12 protein-coding genes are annotated in these 14,458 nt (G+C 67.2%); 4 read left to right on the top strand and 8 right to left on the bottom strand.

Features of this window, described 5'->3' with window-relative positions; all coding sequences use genetic code 11:
- Nucleotides 1-640 precede the first annotated feature (640 nt).
- The 5 genes from D7X99_RS07420 to D7X99_RS07400 all read right to left on the bottom strand — a co-directional run bounded on the left by D7X99_RS07420 (nt 641) and on the right by D7X99_RS07400 (nt 8,153).
- A complete protein-coding gene (locus D7X99_RS07420) occupies nt 641-5,479 on the bottom strand; it encodes a hypothetical protein (RefSeq protein WP_121777147.1) in 4,839 nt (1,612 codons plus the stop codon).
- A gap of 141 nt (nt 5,480-5,620) precedes the next feature.
- Complete coding sequence (locus tag D7X99_RS07415; RefSeq protein ID WP_121777146.1) at nt 5,621-5,965, bottom strand: DUF2019 domain-containing protein; 345 nt, start codon at nt 5,963-5,965, stop codon at nt 5,621-5,623.
- Between the two features lie 2 nt (nt 5,966-5,967).
- Complete coding sequence (locus D7X99_RS07410) at nt 5,968-6,993, bottom strand: hypothetical protein (protein WP_233613177.1); 1,026 nt, start codon at nt 6,991-6,993, stop codon at nt 5,968-5,970.
- Between the two features lie 353 nt (nt 6,994-7,346).
- Nucleotides 7,347-7,886 (bottom strand): hypothetical protein, encoded by a 540-nt coding sequence (locus D7X99_RS07405; protein ID WP_121777144.1) that lies wholly within the window; start codon nt 7,884-7,886, stop codon nt 7,347-7,349.
- 66 nt (nt 7,887-7,952) lie between these two features.
- Nucleotides 7,953-8,153: a hypothetical protein gene (locus tag D7X99_RS07400; RefSeq protein WP_121777143.1), complete on the bottom strand. Its 201-nt coding sequence runs from the start codon at nt 8,151-8,153 to the stop codon at nt 7,953-7,955.
- Nucleotides 8,154-8,381: 228 nt separating this feature from the next.
- On the opposite strand from D7X99_RS07400, the gene D7X99_RS07395 reads away from it, so the two are divergent.
- Nucleotides 8,382-8,891 (top strand): DUF2267 domain-containing protein, encoded by a 510-nt coding sequence (locus D7X99_RS07395; RefSeq protein WP_121777142.1) that lies wholly within the window; start codon nt 8,382-8,384, stop codon nt 8,889-8,891.
- 72 nt (nt 8,892-8,963) lie between these two features.
- Complete coding sequence (locus D7X99_RS07390) at nt 8,964-9,881, top strand: LysR family transcriptional regulator (protein ID WP_121777141.1); 918 nt, start codon at nt 8,964-8,966, stop codon at nt 9,879-9,881.
- A gap of 1 nt (nt 9,882) precedes the next feature.
- Here D7X99_RS07390 and D7X99_RS07385 read toward each other — a convergent pair whose 3' ends face one another.
- Nucleotides 9,883-10,464: an NADPH-dependent F420 reductase gene (locus D7X99_RS07385; RefSeq protein WP_121777140.1), complete on the bottom strand. Its 582-nt coding sequence runs from the start codon at nt 10,462-10,464 to the stop codon at nt 9,883-9,885.
- A gap of 351 nt (nt 10,465-10,815) precedes the next feature.
- On the opposite strand from D7X99_RS07385, the gene D7X99_RS07380 reads away from it, so the two are divergent.
- Nucleotides 10,816-11,847, top strand: coding sequence for a hypothetical protein (locus D7X99_RS07380; RefSeq protein ID WP_121777139.1), 1,032 nt, complete (start codon nt 10,816-10,818; stop codon nt 11,845-11,847).
- A gap of 6 nt (nt 11,848-11,853) precedes the next feature.
- On the opposite strand, the gene D7X99_RS07375 is transcribed toward D7X99_RS07380, so the two are convergent.
- Complete coding sequence (locus D7X99_RS07375) at nt 11,854-12,261, bottom strand: PaaI family thioesterase (RefSeq protein ID WP_121777138.1); 408 nt, start codon at nt 12,259-12,261, stop codon at nt 11,854-11,856.
- A gap of 45 nt (nt 12,262-12,306) precedes the next feature.
- Nucleotides 12,307-13,422 carry a Gfo/Idh/MocA family protein gene (locus tag D7X99_RS07370; RefSeq protein WP_121777137.1) on the bottom strand — a complete coding sequence of 372 codons (1,116 nt, stop codon included), beginning with the start codon at nt 13,420-13,422 and terminating at the stop codon, nt 12,307-12,309.
- Nucleotides 13,423-13,573: 151 nt separating this feature from the next.
- On the opposite strand from D7X99_RS07370, the gene D7X99_RS07365 reads away from it, so the two are divergent.
- Nucleotides 13,574-14,344: a sporulation protein gene (locus D7X99_RS07365; protein ID WP_158626946.1), complete on the top strand. Its 771-nt coding sequence runs from the start codon at nt 13,574-13,576 to the stop codon at nt 14,342-14,344.
- Nucleotides 14,345-14,458 lie beyond the last annotated feature (114 nt).

Here is a 14,458-nt window from a genome sequence, read left to right as displayed (position 1 = left end):
ACTGGGGCCTCGTCCTCGGGCACCGAAGCAGGCACTGGCGTCGGCGCGGAGCCTCACGTCCGGAATACAGGCGCACTGCCTCATGATACAGCGCAGTTCGTAAACGCCCTCCGTGTTGCAGCCGATCATCCGGTACTGGGTTCTCACCCAGGTACTCCGGCGTCAGCTCTTCCTGGCATTTGCGATCCTTGGCGGCGAACTTCTCCAGGTTCGCATAGCGCTTAGAATTGATGGACGGCCCCATTTGGGAGAAATCCATCTTGGATTTGCGCCGGCGCCCCCCGCAGCTCACGACCAGGAACGCCACACCCACGCCCATGCCCACCACCGACAGTCGAGTCAGGCTTATGGGCGCTCATCTACTCCATGGCCTCGCAGCCCCTCCCCTGCCCGTGCATCAGTCGCGGACGCTACCGAACTTCGGACAGTCAATTCGACAGCAACATCTGCTCCTCACTTGGCGAGAGGTCGTAGTGGCGGGCTGCCTCCGTGATGATCTGAAACAAGGGAGTGTCCGGGTCCCTGCACTGCGCAGGGTGCCCCCGTGGCTTCGACCAAGTGACGAGCTGCTCCGGACTCCCCCCTTCCGAGAGGAGTCCGGAGCACCCGCCCGGCCGCGCTGGCGCGGCCCCGGCGTCCCCTACCGCCGACCCTGGTCGGAATCGAGGTACTCCCACGGGAAGGCGTCGGCCGGCGTGGCCGACCGCAGGTAGCTCATGGGATGGGTCGGATTGTATTTGTAGGTCTTCTCCATGTCGCGCTCGAACGCGAACATCTGGTGGGCCGTGTACAGGTTGTGCTGGCGGTTCAATGCGTGGATCCGGGTGTTCTGGGGCGCGACGACACGGGCGGGCAGCGGCAGCAGTCGGGTCCCCTCGTCAACATAGGATGGCTTGATCCTCACCGTGACCGGCGGGTCCATATCGGCAAGCAACTGCTCCAGCTCATCGTTCACCGCTTCGTACGTCGCATGGGTGCTCGAGGCAATCTGCCGGTGGTCCTGATGGCTGACCATATCGGCGATGTAGCAGTCGCGAAGCTCATTGAGCGTCCAGTTACCGCTCCGGGCGTGGAGAATCGTCTCGCGGTTGCTAAGCCCATGCAGCGCCCACTCATGGGAGATGATCAAGAGGATGCCGCCCGGGTGCGTGGTGGCCTGTCCCCTCATCGCGATATGGACGCGGATCCGCACGTCGCGAGACATGTCGAACCCGGCGAGGTCCCGGGTGAGCTGGTGAAGCGGAATCCAGGATCCGCCCGGCGTCGTCGTGTCGGCAGGGTCCCGCACCTCGATGATGCACTGACCATCGATGCCGCGCGTGGCGTTCGGAGTGACCTCGATGATCAACGGGACGTAGTCGGCGGCGCCGCGGTTGGCGAAGGGCTCGATGACGGACTGACGGAAGACGCTGGAGCTTTCGAGGATCTGCGTCAGTCGCGGGTAGGCCGCCGTGATCTGCGAGTAGCCCTCGATGAAAGGCCACTCCGTCGGGGGCGACGGCTCCTGCTCTTCCGGGACCACCGGCGTGGAGACCGCGGAGCTGGCGCTCCGGGTGCCCGAGCGGTTGCGAACCGCGACCTTGGACGGCCCCACGTCCACCTCCATGCCAGGCGAACCGCGGACCGCGTCGATGGTCTGACCCAGGTCCAACTGATCCAGCGGCGACGCCTTCGAGCTCGACGCCTGGGAATCGCCGCCGAGCTGCGCGTTCAGCAACCGCTCCTTCCACTCCTGGTTCTTCGCCGGGGATCTGGCGGCAGGGAAGGCCTTGTCGATCTGCTCGTTCAGGACGGCGGAGTTGCGGCTGCTCTGGGCTGACAGCGCGAGCTTCGTGGCCATCTCCCCGAAGGCCCGTGCGGTCTCCTGGTTGGAGGTCATCGCCGCCAGGGCGTTCTTCTGGTTCTGGTCCAGGCCCGTCAGGTTGGCGAACGGGCTCACCTGGGTGAGTGCGTTCAGCAGCGAGCCCACCCCCGTGGGATCCGGCGCGGCCGGTGCGTTCTGGATGTTGACGATGGGCTGCGGGAGCGCGGTGGGCGTGGTGCTTTGCGGCGTCTGGTAGCGGCTGTCCGTGCTCACCGGGTTGATGGCGGTGGGCTCGTCCGAGGGCGACTGCTCCCATCTCCAGAAGCGCGTGTCATCGATGCGCTCGCAAGCGTTGCAGGCGCCGCGCACGGCCTCCGCGAAGACTCCGGGCGTAGGCACGCTCAGGCGGAAGACCGCGCCCTGCCCCCCTTCGCGCTCGGCCTCCGTCTGGTAGTGCTCCAGCAGTGAGGCATGGGCAATGGCCCCACTGCCGCTCTGGTCCGGGGTGCCCATCTCGTAGGTGGGGTCCAGGTTGAGGCCACGGGCCACCGGGAACACGAGCGAGTTGCCCGCGACCCCCAGCAGCCGGTTCTCCACCAGTGAGGCCAGGGAGCGGCCCAGCACTCCACGTTGCGCATAGATGGAGTTGAACTCGTCCTGCGCCAGATGGATGCGGTCCAGCATCATGTACCGGCGGTGCGGCGTGATGCCGTGGCACCAGATGGCGTGGTGGTAGTACTCCAGGTTCTCCTGGTTGAGGTGATCCCGGAGCTGCTGGGCCAGCCGCTGGTCCTCCTGCCAGGGGTTGCGCTGCTCCTCAGGCTTCATGGGCGTGGGCAGGTAGATCTGATCCGCGAAGCCGATGTCGTTGCGGATGGCCTGGTTGTTCACCAGCGTCCCGCTGAAGTGGGGCGTGCGGTAGCGCAGCGTGCCCCGGTCGACGACGGCGAAGCTGCCCGACAGACTCAGGCTGGGCGAGCTCAGCCGCAGTCCGACAATCTGGCTGCGCTTGAGGTCCGCGGGGGTGCCGGTGAAGGGCTGCTGGGCCACCCCTGCCTTGAGCGCCTTGATGTCCGTGGTCCGCGTGGAGCGCACGGAGACGGTCAACAGCCGGCCCGGGGCGTAGTCGGTGAGCAGGGTGCAGTCCAGCCGCAGGTCCTTCACCGTCGTTCCGTCCGCGAGGATGGCCTCGAAGCGAAGCTGCTCGACGAAGTTGCGGGCGAGCGCGGGGGCGTGCTGCGTCTGGAAGGTGCGCTCGCGCTCCTCGATGGAGAGCTTGAGGAATAGGTTGCGGATGCCTTGGATGTCCAGCCCCAGGAAGACATGGCTCAGGGTGGCCCAGGCGGCGGCGTCAATCGACCCATCCGCTTGATCCGCCGGCCTGCTCAGCGTCAGGCGGAGCTGGAGCTCACCCGAGAACTCCTCGATGGACTCCTCACTGTAGGGCAGGAAGGTCACCGCGCCGGAGGACTCCACGCGGCGGGGGAAGTCCGTGCCCTGGTAGTTCCGCGCAATGCGATCCAGCGCGTCGAAGCCCCGGCGCAGCTCCTGCCCCCGGGTCGTCTCCAGGGAGTAGAGCAGGTGCTCGGACAGGCACTCCCGCCAGCGGAGGATCTTCGCGTCCGTGAAGAGGCTCATCATCAAGGGGACGAAGAGGCACTCCTGGACGTCCACCACCTGCTGCTCGATGACGAAGTGCCGGAGGATTTCGAAGTACTGGATGGTCAACGCGTGGCAGTGGTTGTGGTTGGCCACCACTTCGGTCTGCACGGAGAGCGATTCGCCCTGCTTCGCGCTGGTGACGACGGTGGAGCGCTGGCTGCGCACGGAGGACGTCGCCTGCATGGTGGCGTCACGCAGCCGGTTGTGAAGGCTGGACGTCATGTCGCGGGTGTTGTCCTGCCACGCGGAGGACGTCCCTGAACCGCCGGAGATGCTGAAGCCGGTGGACAACCCCACGGCCACGCCGTTCTTGCTGCCGCTGCCAGCGCCCCCCATGCCGAAGGAGAAGCCGCGCGTCTTGGCCGAGCTGCCACCCCGCATGGACTCCTGGACGGTCCCACTGAGGATTTCGTCGATGTCGCGGTCTCTCGACAGGTTGTGGGTCAGCCCCTCTTCGGCCACCGTGGCCTCATCGCGCGAGGCCCCGTCCTCCCGGTTCCAGTCGTAGATGACGAGCTGCTTCTTCTGCCCGGGGGCCAGCGGCAGGGAATAGAGCAGGTCCCCCATCGAGTAGCCGTCCGCCTTGAAGGTCTGCTTGAAGTGGAGCACGTGGCCGTGCGCCAGCGACACGGCTTGATACAGCTCATAGTCGCTGGCGTCGTCGTCCCAGCGCAGGGGGTTCTTGCTCCCCAGCGTCTGCCGCAAGGTGCGGTGGAGATGACGGGCGTAGCCGGCCGGGTCGGAGGTGTCGCCATTCCACTCCCAGGCGGGGGCTTCGCGGATGGGGACGAGCTGGCCGCGCGGGTCCGTGGTGCGGACGATGGCGTAGTGGCTGAACTCCTCCAGCGACCGGTTGGGGACCGTGAAGTTGACGCAGGAGCCGCCGATATCCTGCGAGTAGCTGGACTCGTTGGCGACGAGCTCCTCCGTGCCCGGCAGGCGCGGGGTCGGGTCAGTGCAGGCGCAGTCGTCTTCACCGCTGGCGGCCTCGGTCGTGCTCCCTGTCGCGACGACCAGCAGCGTGAACGCGGGGAAGGTCCCATCCGCGTTGAGCACGATGGGGAGCTCCTCGTCGGGACGGGAGGAGACCACCGCGTGGGCCCCGAGGAACGGCTCGTTGGGGACCACCACGGAGAAGTTGCCGCTGCTGTGCGTGGTGACCGCGGCGAGGGACACCTTGAGCGGGGGGCTCGTCCCGTCTCCTCGCAGTGCCTGGAAGAGGATCTGCTGCCGCGTCAGCGCCCTGCCCGTGGGGTCCACCAGGCGCCCCTTGAGGACACGGGTGGTGGGCGCGCTGGAGCTTGGAACGAGGACGTTGGGCGAGAACGGCTCCACCTGCACCTTCACCACCGCCATCTTCGCGGCCTGGCTCACGGTGAGGTGCGTCGGAGAGACGAGCCGGGTAGGCAGGCCGTTGGGGGTGCGCACCACGAAGGTGAGAGGGCTGCTGGAGATGCGGCCGGTGAGGGCAAGCCCCAATTGGAAGGCGCCCGTGGGCCCGAGCAGGAACTCCTGGTGGATGGGGGTGACTTCGCTGTCTCCAGCGATGGTGTCCGGACAGGAGACCTCCAGGGTGTACCCCGAGACGGAGCCAGCGGAGCTCTCCACCGCGCCCAGGACGGAGATGAACTCCACCACCAGTTTCGGCGCTGTCGCGGCCTCCATCGTCGTGACCGACGTGCGCGGGGCCACCTTCACCGCGGGAGCGAGCGCCGGCAGATGGAGGATGACCCGCCGGTCCGCCGCGGCGGGCTTGCTCTCCGCGACCAGCACCGCGTTCAGCGCGGCCTTGTCGGCGAAGGAGTGCTCCACGACGGAAACCCCCGAGCGGAGGACATGGAGCGAAAGGGGAAAGGGAAGCGCGGAGGCGGTGATCTTCTGGAAGAAGAACCCACCCTGCGGGCTCGTGAACTCAGCGGTGAAGAGGGGCGTGTTGGGCGACTGGCCCAGCAGCACCGTGCATGCTTCCAGGCTGCCAGGCTCCGAGGTTTCTATCTGTCCGTAGAGTTTCATGGGTCTCGTGAATTATTTCCGGCGAGACCGCAAGAAACACGACATTTGTGCTCATAATACATTTCTCAGGAAATGAGACATGTCTCAGGGGGGGGGCGAGACATGTCTCAAGTGGGCTTGTCTGGCGGGATTGAGCAGTCCCTACCCGGGATCCAGCGCCCAGGTTCCTTCCGCCCAGCGCTTCAGCGCCTCGGAGGCAGCGAAAGAAACAAGGTCCTGACCTTGAGCAGCCTCGTTGAGGACGGCCTTGGCTTCATCCGTTCGATGGCGGAGGAGGAAGGCGGCCGCCTTGACCCGGACGTCCATGCGCGGATGAACGAACAGGGTCGCGAGCGCATCCCGACCCGCGTTCCCGTGCGCACACAATTTGTCGAAAGTCTCGTTCACCTTCTTGGCGTGCTTGTTCGCGGTCTTCGCATCGCCCTGCCGGACTGCATCATTCTGGGCCGCCACATGCCGTGCGAACGCTTCCACGAGCTTTTCCATCGTCACTTCCAGACTCCCCAAATTCGCTTCTGGATCTTCTCGATGGCCTGCAGGCCGAAATCGCGCTGAGCATCAAGGGACTGCGTGCTCAACCACTGTCTCACCGTCAGGATCCGCGAGCCGGTGATTTCTTGTTGAATCGATGAATAGAAACCGCTCAACCGCTTATGCAGTCCTTGTTCCAGCTGAATGACGTTCTCGGTGTTGTGGATGGCCTCGGGCCCAAACCGATTCACGTTGCCCGGTGTTTGCTCGACGATGTGGTGCCACTGCTTTCCATCTCCCGCCGGGCCAAGGGCTCGTTTGAGGCCGCTGAACGACCTCCAGTACCGAAGACCACCTGGATTGCTGTTCGCTCCTGCTCCATTCCGGGCCACCATCGCAACCACCGTCGCAGGAAGTGAGACGACGATGGTGTCGCCTGCGATGGCAACCGCACTCACCTGCCCTACGTGAGCCAGTTCGATTCCGACTCGGGTTGCGCCCACCACCGATGCCTCGGGGTAGCCGGGCATTCTCGAGAGCCGTGACGCCAATGACGCCGCGCCTCCGGTCATCCCCTGACTCACCACGACCGTCACCGCGAGGACGAAAACACGCGCAACCTCCGGCCCGATACGATTCGCAAAGTGCTGCCCTGCCTGATCCAACTCTCGGGCGGAGGTCGCCGTCTCTGTTGCCCGCTTCAGTTCCCGACTTGCCTCCAGCACCGTCAGGAAGGTCTCAACGCCCAGATAGATCAGGAGAATTGCGGAAATGATCGCGGCTGCCTTGGTGAAGACGGGCTCTGGATTGGCCGCGAGCACCGCCCAGGTAATGAGCCCTGTCGCGATGAGGGTGTAGAAGAGCTGCGGCGCCAAGGTGTCTTCCACTGCCTTGGCGATGCTCGACTTCAGCGGGCCCACCGAAAGGCCCAGCGCGACGCCCAGCCTATCCGCCTCGCCCAAGGCTGAAACGTCGGCGAGGAGCGAGAGGCAATCCTCGCTCTCCTGGTTCGCGCGACAGATTCCTCCGAAGCTCTTGCGCATCAGGCTTCGCCAGCTTGCGTCAGGCGTGCTTCCCGGATAGGCGGCTCGAACCAACCAGGGTTGCCGCTCTGAGCGAAGCGAGAGCGGGATCTCAAGGACCCAGGCGGAGAGCGCCTCCTCGAATGCATCCGCCCCTACCACCACCGACCGTGAGGGGGCACGCGGCACGTAATCAATGGATCGCCCCTGCCCCAGGTCAAGGCGGAGCCCAGGTCGGTTCGCGCACGCACCGAGCAGCGAAAGAACAAGGACGGATACCACCAACCGGTTCGTCATGAATGCCTTCGCTTTCGGAAGTGCCCCGTCACCTGGTGGTTGCCTCCGCCCCACCATCCAGGCAAAGGCAATACACTTCAAAGCTCGGTCGGCACCGGCACCTCGTCCGGGGGTGCCGGAGTAGGCGCAGGCGCCAGTGCGGGAGCCACAGCAGGGACCTCATCCTGGGCCACGGGCGAGTTCAGGATCCACGAGTACCCGCGCCCCAACGTGCTCAGCCGGTACGCCGCGCGCTTTCCGCAGCCCGCGACTCCCGTAGTGACGGGATCCAGCTTGGACGTCTTGAGATCAAACCGTGAACAGCCCATGTCGAACTCCGCGCGGGCCCTCACGTCCGGGATCCAGGAGCACTGCCCCACCTTGCATTTCAGCTCGTAGACGCCCTCAACGTTGCAGCCGATCATCTGGTACTGATTCTCACCCAGGTACTGCGGCGTCAGCTCCTGGTCGCACTTGAGATCCTTGGCGGCGATCTTCTCGAGGTTCGCGTAGCGCTTGGAGTTGATGGACGGCCCCATCTGGGAGAAGTCCACCTTGGAGTTGCTCCGGCGGCCCCCGCAGCCCGCCACCAGGAACGCCACACCCACGCCCACAACCGACAGTCGAAAGAGGTTCATGGGCGCCCATCTACTCCATGGTCTCACAGCCTTTCCAGCCCCCCTCCCCCCGCCAGGGCTTGCGCATCAGGGCGCGGGCGCTTCCGGGCTTTCGGGCAGCAGGTCCGACAGCAACATCTGCTCCTCGCTTGGCGAGAGATCGAAGTGGCGGGCTGACTCCGTGATGATCTGGAATAGGGGCGTGTCCGGCTCCTCTACCCTTCGCACCGCGATCCTGCGGGCTGCGCTGCGCAGGGCCTCTCCCCTGGGACGAAGACTTTCACGCATGACGGCACCTCACTGGAGAGAGCGACCGCGCCATGCGGCCCCTCTCTTCACGGTTCGGATGTGCTTGCCCCGATGCAAGGGCAATGACAGGAGGTGGGAGCAGGCGCTTTCCGTCAGCCCCCGCCTACGGGAAGCGGGCGGCTCGCAGGGCGGCGCGTGCCTTCCTCCGGACTCGCGAGCGCTCCAGCTTTGGGGTCGGACTCCACTCCGAGGAACGAGGAATCAGACATGGCAGCGCAAGACATCCCCGGCACCGGGCAGCAGGCAGGAAGCCCCGCGCACCGCAGCACGGACATCCCGCTCGACGAGCGCCGCCGCATGCGCCACGAGTCCCGCACGTCTCAGACCTACAAGGCCTTCCTCAAGTACCTGCGCGACGTGGGTCAGTTCCAGGACGAGCAGGCTGCCCAGCAAGCCGCCTTCTCCGTGCTGTGCGTGCTGGAGCAGCGCCTCTTCGGCGAGGAGGACAACGACATGGAGGCCCAGCTGCCCCACAAGCTGCGCGAGCTCCTGGTGCGGTGCGACCGCCACGAAGCCGGGCCGCCGCCTCATAAGTTTGGCCGGGCGGAGATGCTGGCGATGGTCACCACGGACCTGGGCGTGGAAGCCGAGAACGCCGAGCCCATTGTCCGCGCGGTCTTCAGCGCCATCCAGGCGCAGATCTCCGAGGGGGAAAGCGACGACATCGCGGGCGAGCTGCCGACGGACCTCCGCGAACTCTGGGCGCGCCCCACCTGAGGCCAGGGCGCTCGCCTGCATGACCGCATCACATTGACGCCATGTCATGAATGGCTGTGAGCTGGCGACAACATGGACTCCATCTCGGAGATCGAAGTCTTCATCAAGGCCGTCGACCTGGGCGGCTTCACGCGGGCCGCCGAGAACCTGGGCCTGACCCCTTCGGGCGTGAGCCGGATCGTCTCGCGGCTCGAGGGCCGGCTGGGCGTGCGGATCCTGAACAGGACCACTCGCAGCCTCAGCCTCACGGACGAAGGGGCCGTGTACCACGAGCACTGCACGCGCATGCTCGCGGAGCTCGAAGCGGTCAACGCCACCCTGGCGCGGACGAGCGTCACGCCGCGAGGCCGCCTGCGCGTCGATGTCCCCATCCCGCTCGCGGACTACGTCGTCGGGCCAGCGTTGCCCCGGTTCCTGGAGCGCTACCCCGACGTGTCCATCGATCTCACGGTCCGCGACCGGATCATCGACCCCACCGCCGAGGGCGTCGACGTGGTCCTCCGCCTCGCGCCGACGCGGGACTCCGACCTGGTCTCACGGAAGCTCGCCCGCGCGCGCTCCATCCTGGTCGCCTCCCCCGCCTATCTCGCGGCGCACGGCAGGCCCCGGACGCTCGCCTCGCTGCGGGAGCACACCTGCATCGCGTACCTGTCGAACACGGGCCCCCTCCCATGGCGGCTGAAGGGCCCAGGGGGCGAGGTCACCTTCGCCGCCCGGGGCAGGCTCATGGCCGGCTCTGGCAACGTGCTCACGCACGCAGCGCTGGGCGGACTCGGCATCATCCAGACCTACGAGTACCACGTCGCCGAACACCTCTCCCGGGGCGAGCTCGAGCTCATCCTCGAAGACCTCGAGCCCGAGCCACGCACCGTCTTCGCCCTCTTCGAACGGCACAAGTCCGCCGTGCCCAAGGTGCGCGTGTTCCTGGACTTCGTGGCGGAGCTCTTCGCCTCCAGGGCCCCGCTGGCCACGGGACGCAAGCGCCGCTGACTCAGCGCACCAGCCGGAACCCGATGTCCGGCCCCAGCCTCTGCACGTAGCCGAGCAGGATGTTGAGGTAGCCCAGCGACTCCAGCCACCGGGAGTTGCCCAGCGGCCCCGCGTCGACCGGGTCGAAGCCCAGGTCGCGCCCCAGGCCCAGGACGCGCTCCTTGCCAGCGGCGTCATCCGAAGCGACGAGCAGGCTGAGCTTCTCGCCCTTCACCTGTCCCTGGTCCATGTGCTGCGCGAAGACCGTGTTGAAGGCCTTCACCACGCGCGCCTGGGGAGCCTTCTTCTGCAGCTCCTCCGCGCCGCTCGTGGTGAAGCCGAGCGCCAGCTGCATGTCGGCGGTCAGCGCGTTCGTCACATCGACCACGACCTTGCCGTTCACCGCGTCGCCCAGCGCGCGGAGCGTGTCGTCCAGCCCGCCGAAGGGCACCGCCAGGAACACCACCTCCGCCCACGCCGCCGTCTGACGCACGGCCGCCGGGTCCTTGCCCACCGCCCTCACCTCGTGCCCCGCGCGAGCCAGGCCCCGCTGCAGCGCGCCGCCCACGTTCCCCTTGCCGATGATCCCGATCTTCGTCGCCATGGTCTTGCCGTCCTCGTGAAGGCCGGAGCGGTGCGCCCCGGAACGGAAGGCAATATGCGGAACGCGCTCCTCGCGAAAAACGCCTGGGTCGTCACGGCACCTGTGACGTGGCGTCATGAAACGCGGGACGAGCCTCCTGGTGACACGAGTCACCAGCGCTGATGATCCGCATCACCAGTTTCAGGCCGCCCGGGCACCCCTCGAAACACGCGCTTCAGAAGGAAGACCACCTCGCCGGAGGCATGGCACGCCCCGTGCTCTAGGGATTGGTCATCACGGACCGGACGCAGCACTCCGGTCCCTCTTCCAAATCCCCGACTCTCCCCTCCTTCGCCGCCCCCGAGGTCTCCCATGCGCGTCTCCAACCGCCCCGCGTCCACGCCCGCCTCGAACTCCCCCGCCGTTGCTGGCCCGTCCGCGGCCACCGAGAAGAAGCCCGGCTTCATCGACAAGAACCAGCCGGACACGAAGTTCAGCAAGGAGTGGGGCCAGGACATCTTCATGGACTCGCGCAAGGGCGATAAGGCCCAGGCCAGCGCGGACAAGAAGGACGGGCGCCAGGTCACGCAGGGCAACACGGGCCCCGGCCAGGTGGCGGGCAACGAGAGCGGCAAGTACGTGTCGTGGCAGAAGGACGCGGCGGAGTTCAAGACCGGCACGGGCTTCACCCAGGACGGCACCGGCGCGCAGATCGAGGCGAGCGCCGCCGAGGTCCAGGGCGATGCGTCCTACCGCGTGATGCCGTGGGAGATCGGCGGCCGCGCGGGCGCCGAGGCCAACATCGCCAGCCTCCGCGGTGACGCGGGCTTCGGCAAGGACCTGAAGGACATCGGGCTCGACAAGGTGGAGGGCAAGGTCTACGGCGGCGTGCACGGCGAGGCGCTGGTGGGCGCCAACGCGGACGCGAAGGCCAAGATCGACCTGAACCCCAAGAACGGCGACATGGGCGCCGAGGTCGGCGCGGGCGCGCTGGTGGGCGCCGAGGCGAGCGCCACGGCTCGCGGTGAGTTCGGCCCCGTGCAGGGCTCCGTGACGGGCAGCGCCATCGCCGGCGTGGGCGCCGCGGTGGACGCGAAGGTGGCCTTCGAGGACGGCAAGCTCACCATCGGCGGCAAGGCCAAGGCGGCGCTCGGCGTGGGCGTCGGCGTCGGCACCTCGTACACCATCGACTTCAACAAGCTGAAGGGCACGGTCGACAACCTCACCAACGGCAAGGCCAGCGAGACCGTCAAGAACGTCACGGACAAGGTTGGCGACACGGCCAAGAACGTCACGGACAAGGTCGCCGACACGGCCAAGGACGTCACGGACAAGGTCGCCGACACGGCCAAGGACGTCGGCAAGAGCATCAAGGACGGCGTGTCCGGCCTCTTCGGGTTCTGATGCGGCTCAGGTGGCGGAGACCACCGTGCCCTGAGCCAGGGCACACAGCGTCTCCGTGCCATCCTTCACGGCGAAGACTTCACACTGACACACGGCCTGCCGCTTGCCGGCGGCCTTCGCCTGGGCCCGCGCGATGAGCAGCGTGCCCACGGCGGGCTTCAGGTAGTTGATCTTGTACTCGGACGTCAGCGCGTTGCCGCCCAGCGCCAGCCCTCCGGCGAACGTAATGGCGTTGTCCGCGAGATAGCTGAGCACGCCCCCGTGGACGAAGCCGTGCTGCTGCTTCAGGTGATCCACGATGCCCAGCCGCAGCTCCGCGTTCCCAGGCCCAGCGCTGGCGAGCTGCGCGCCGATGAACTGGCTGAAGGGCTGCGACGCGAACACCTGCTGAGCGAACTCCTGAAGGTCGTCCATGCGTCCACCAGACCACCGATGGACACAGCCCTCAACCCCTGAGCCCTACCCCTCCGCCGGGGCCGGCGCGTTCACCGGTTCCGGCGGCTCCACCGCCGGCTTCACGATGAGCTGATCCAACGTGGGCCGCTTCGGCTTCTCGAACGGGGCCAGCTTCACGGGCCTCCCCGTGCGCGCGGACTCCTGCAACGCGACGATGATGCGCACGTCCGCCAGGCCTTCGATGCCGTTGGGCTCCGGATCCCGGTCCTCCAGGACGCACTTCGAGAAGTAGACCAACTCCGGCGCGAACTGGTCGCTGTTCTTGAACGTCCGCGTCTCCGTCTCTCCACCCACCGTGAGCTCGTGCTGGATGTCCGTGCCGTAGCCAAAGCCGTGCTTCACCAGCAGGTCCCCTTCCGTCCCCACCAACCGGTAGCTCGACACCGCCGAGGCCTCGTGGCTGATGGCGAACTGGGCCACCCGTCCGTTCGGGAACCGCATCAGCGCGAACGCGGATGCATCCACACCGTGGAAGCGCCCATCCCTGCCTCCTCCCGTGAACGCGAACACCTCGCGCGGCTCGTCGCGGAAGAGGTAGCGCGCGGCGTTGATGGGGTATGGCCCCTCGTCCAGCAGCGCTCCGCCTCCCACGTCCACTCGCGTGCGGATGTCCCCTTCGTGCACCTGCTGCGTCAGCATCCCCGTGAACACCAGCGGGTCTCCCAGCCGCCCTGAGCGCATCAGCTCGATGGCGCGGAGGTTCGCCTCCTCGAAGTGCAGCCGGTACGCGACCATCAGCTTCACGTCGTTCTCGTTCGTGGCGCGGATCATCGCCTCGCAGTCCTCCACCGACGTCGCCATCGGTTTCTCGCAGAGGACGTGCACGCCAATGCGCGCCGCACGCTCCGTGAAGGCCCGGTGCAGGGTGTTGGGCAACACGAGGTAGACCGCGTCCGCCTTCGAGTCGCGCAACACCTGCTCGAAGTTCTCGTAGCCCCCCACGTGCTCCACGCCGTACTTCTCCTGGAGCGTGACCCGCTTCGCCTTGTCGGAGGAGATGATGGCCACCAGCTCGGAGTTCTCCTCCGCGTGCTGGAACGCCGGGAGGATGGCCACCTGCGCGAGGTTGCCCGCCCCCACCACCGCGTACCGCACCCGCCTGGATGTCCCCTGCGCCATGATGCACCTCTCCCGTGGTGAAGCCCTACGCTGGTGACGCGCCGGGCCACCCCGCAAGCCGCGCCCGTCCCTCCGGTGCAGGGGCCGCATGATGGGCAGGCAGCCAGACGGGCTTTCGCGCGGCGTCCATCCGGCCTATGCCGTTCCCCCCATGCCCTTCATGAAGATGCTCGCCCGCCTCGGGATTGGCAGCGCGCGGGTGGACACCCGCCTGGAACACGACACCGTGCGCGCGGGCGGCGACCTGCGTGGACTCGTCCATGTCCAGGGCGGCCACACGCCCCAGCGCATCGACCGCATCGACCTGCACCTGATGGCGCAGTACCTCCAGCGAGACAACGACCGCCTCAGCGCGCTCAACGCCGTCGTGCGCACCTGGCGCGTCGCCAACCCCTTCACCCTCCAGCCCCGCGAGGAGCGCGAGATCCCCTTCTCCCTGCGCATCCCCGCCCACGCGCCCATCACCGAACGCGGCACGCCCGTGTGGATCAAGACGGCGCTCGACATCGACAACGCCCTCAACCCCGAGGACAGCGACCGCGTCCACGTCCTGCCCCACCCTTCCCTCCAGACTGTCATCGAAGCCGTGCAACAGCTGGGCTTCCAGTGGCGCAACTCGTACTGCGAGGCTGGGTCCCCGCTGGGTCGCGACGAGCCCTTCGTGCAGGAGCTGGAGTTCCACGCCGGCCCGGAGTGGAACGGCCCGCCTCGCTCGCTCGCCCTCCTGCCCTTCCCCCAGGAGGACGCGCTGGAGCTGGTCCTCGACCTGGACCGGGGCCCCCGGGGCCTCACCTCCCTCCTGGAGGGCACGTCGCTGGACGGCGGCCGGCGGCAGCGGCTGGTGCTGTCCTCCTCGGACCTGTCCTCGGGGACGGGGGCCGTCGCGGCGCTGCTGGCACCCCACCTTCGCGGCGGGACGTGAAAGCCCGGAAGGACCGGTCCTTCGTACAGCCCTGGACGTACCCGACGTCCCAAGTCCTCCGCCCGGGCTCGGAAGTGGTACAAGCCGCCGTGTGAAAGCTCCCCCGCCTCCCGC

This window comes from Corallococcus sp. AB032C, from assembly GCF_003668935.1.
GTDB lineage: Bacteria > Myxococcota > Myxococcia > Myxococcales > Myxococcaceae > Corallococcus > Corallococcus exiguus.
Note: the sequence above shows the minus strand (reverse complement) of the source record. Positions and strands in the feature narration are given on the sequence as shown.

Bases quoted from the DNA above. Each gene is read 5' to 3' on its own strand.
- D7X99_RS07380 (WP_121777139.1), top strand. From the start codon at position 10,816: ATGCGCGTCTCCAACCGCCCCGCGTCCACGCCCGCCTCGAACTCCCCC.
- D7X99_RS07365 (WP_158626946.1), top strand. From the start codon at position 13,574: ATGCCCTTCATGAAGATGCTCGCCCGCCTCGGGATTGGCAGCGCGCGG.
- D7X99_RS07405 (WP_121777144.1), bottom strand. From the start codon at position 7,886: ATGAACCTCTTTCGACTGTCGGTTGTGGGCGTGGGTGTGGCGTTCCTG.
- D7X99_RS07390 (WP_121777141.1), top strand. From the start codon at position 8,964: ATGGACTCCATCTCGGAGATCGAAGTCTTCATCAAGGCCGTCGACCTG.
- D7X99_RS07375 (WP_121777138.1), bottom strand. From the start codon at position 12,261: ATGGACGACCTTCAGGAGTTCGCTCAGCAGGTGTTCGCGTCGCAGCCC.
- D7X99_RS07395 (WP_121777142.1), top strand. From the start codon at position 8,382: ATGGCAGCGCAAGACATCCCCGGCACCGGGCAGCAGGCAGGAAGCCCC.
- D7X99_RS07420 (WP_121777147.1), bottom strand. From the start codon at position 5,479: ATGAAACTCTACGGACAGATAGAAACCTCGGAGCCTGGCAGCCTGGAA.
- D7X99_RS07385 (WP_121777140.1), bottom strand. From the start codon at position 10,464: ATGGCGACGAAGATCGGGATCATCGGCAAGGGGAACGTGGGCGGCGCG.
- D7X99_RS07410 (WP_233613177.1), bottom strand. From the start codon at position 6,993: ATGCGCAAGAGCTTCGGAGGAATCTGTCGCGCGAACCAGGAGAGCGAG.
- D7X99_RS07370 (WP_121777137.1), bottom strand. From the start codon at position 13,422: ATGGCGCAGGGGACATCCAGGCGGGTGCGGTACGCGGTGGTGGGGGCG.
- D7X99_RS07400 (WP_121777143.1), bottom strand. From the start codon at position 8,153: ATGCGTGAAAGTCTTCGTCCCAGGGGAGAGGCCCTGCGCAGCGCAGCC.
- D7X99_RS07415 (WP_121777146.1), bottom strand. From the start codon at position 5,965: ATGGAAAAGCTCGTGGAAGCGTTCGCACGGCATGTGGCGGCCCAGAAT.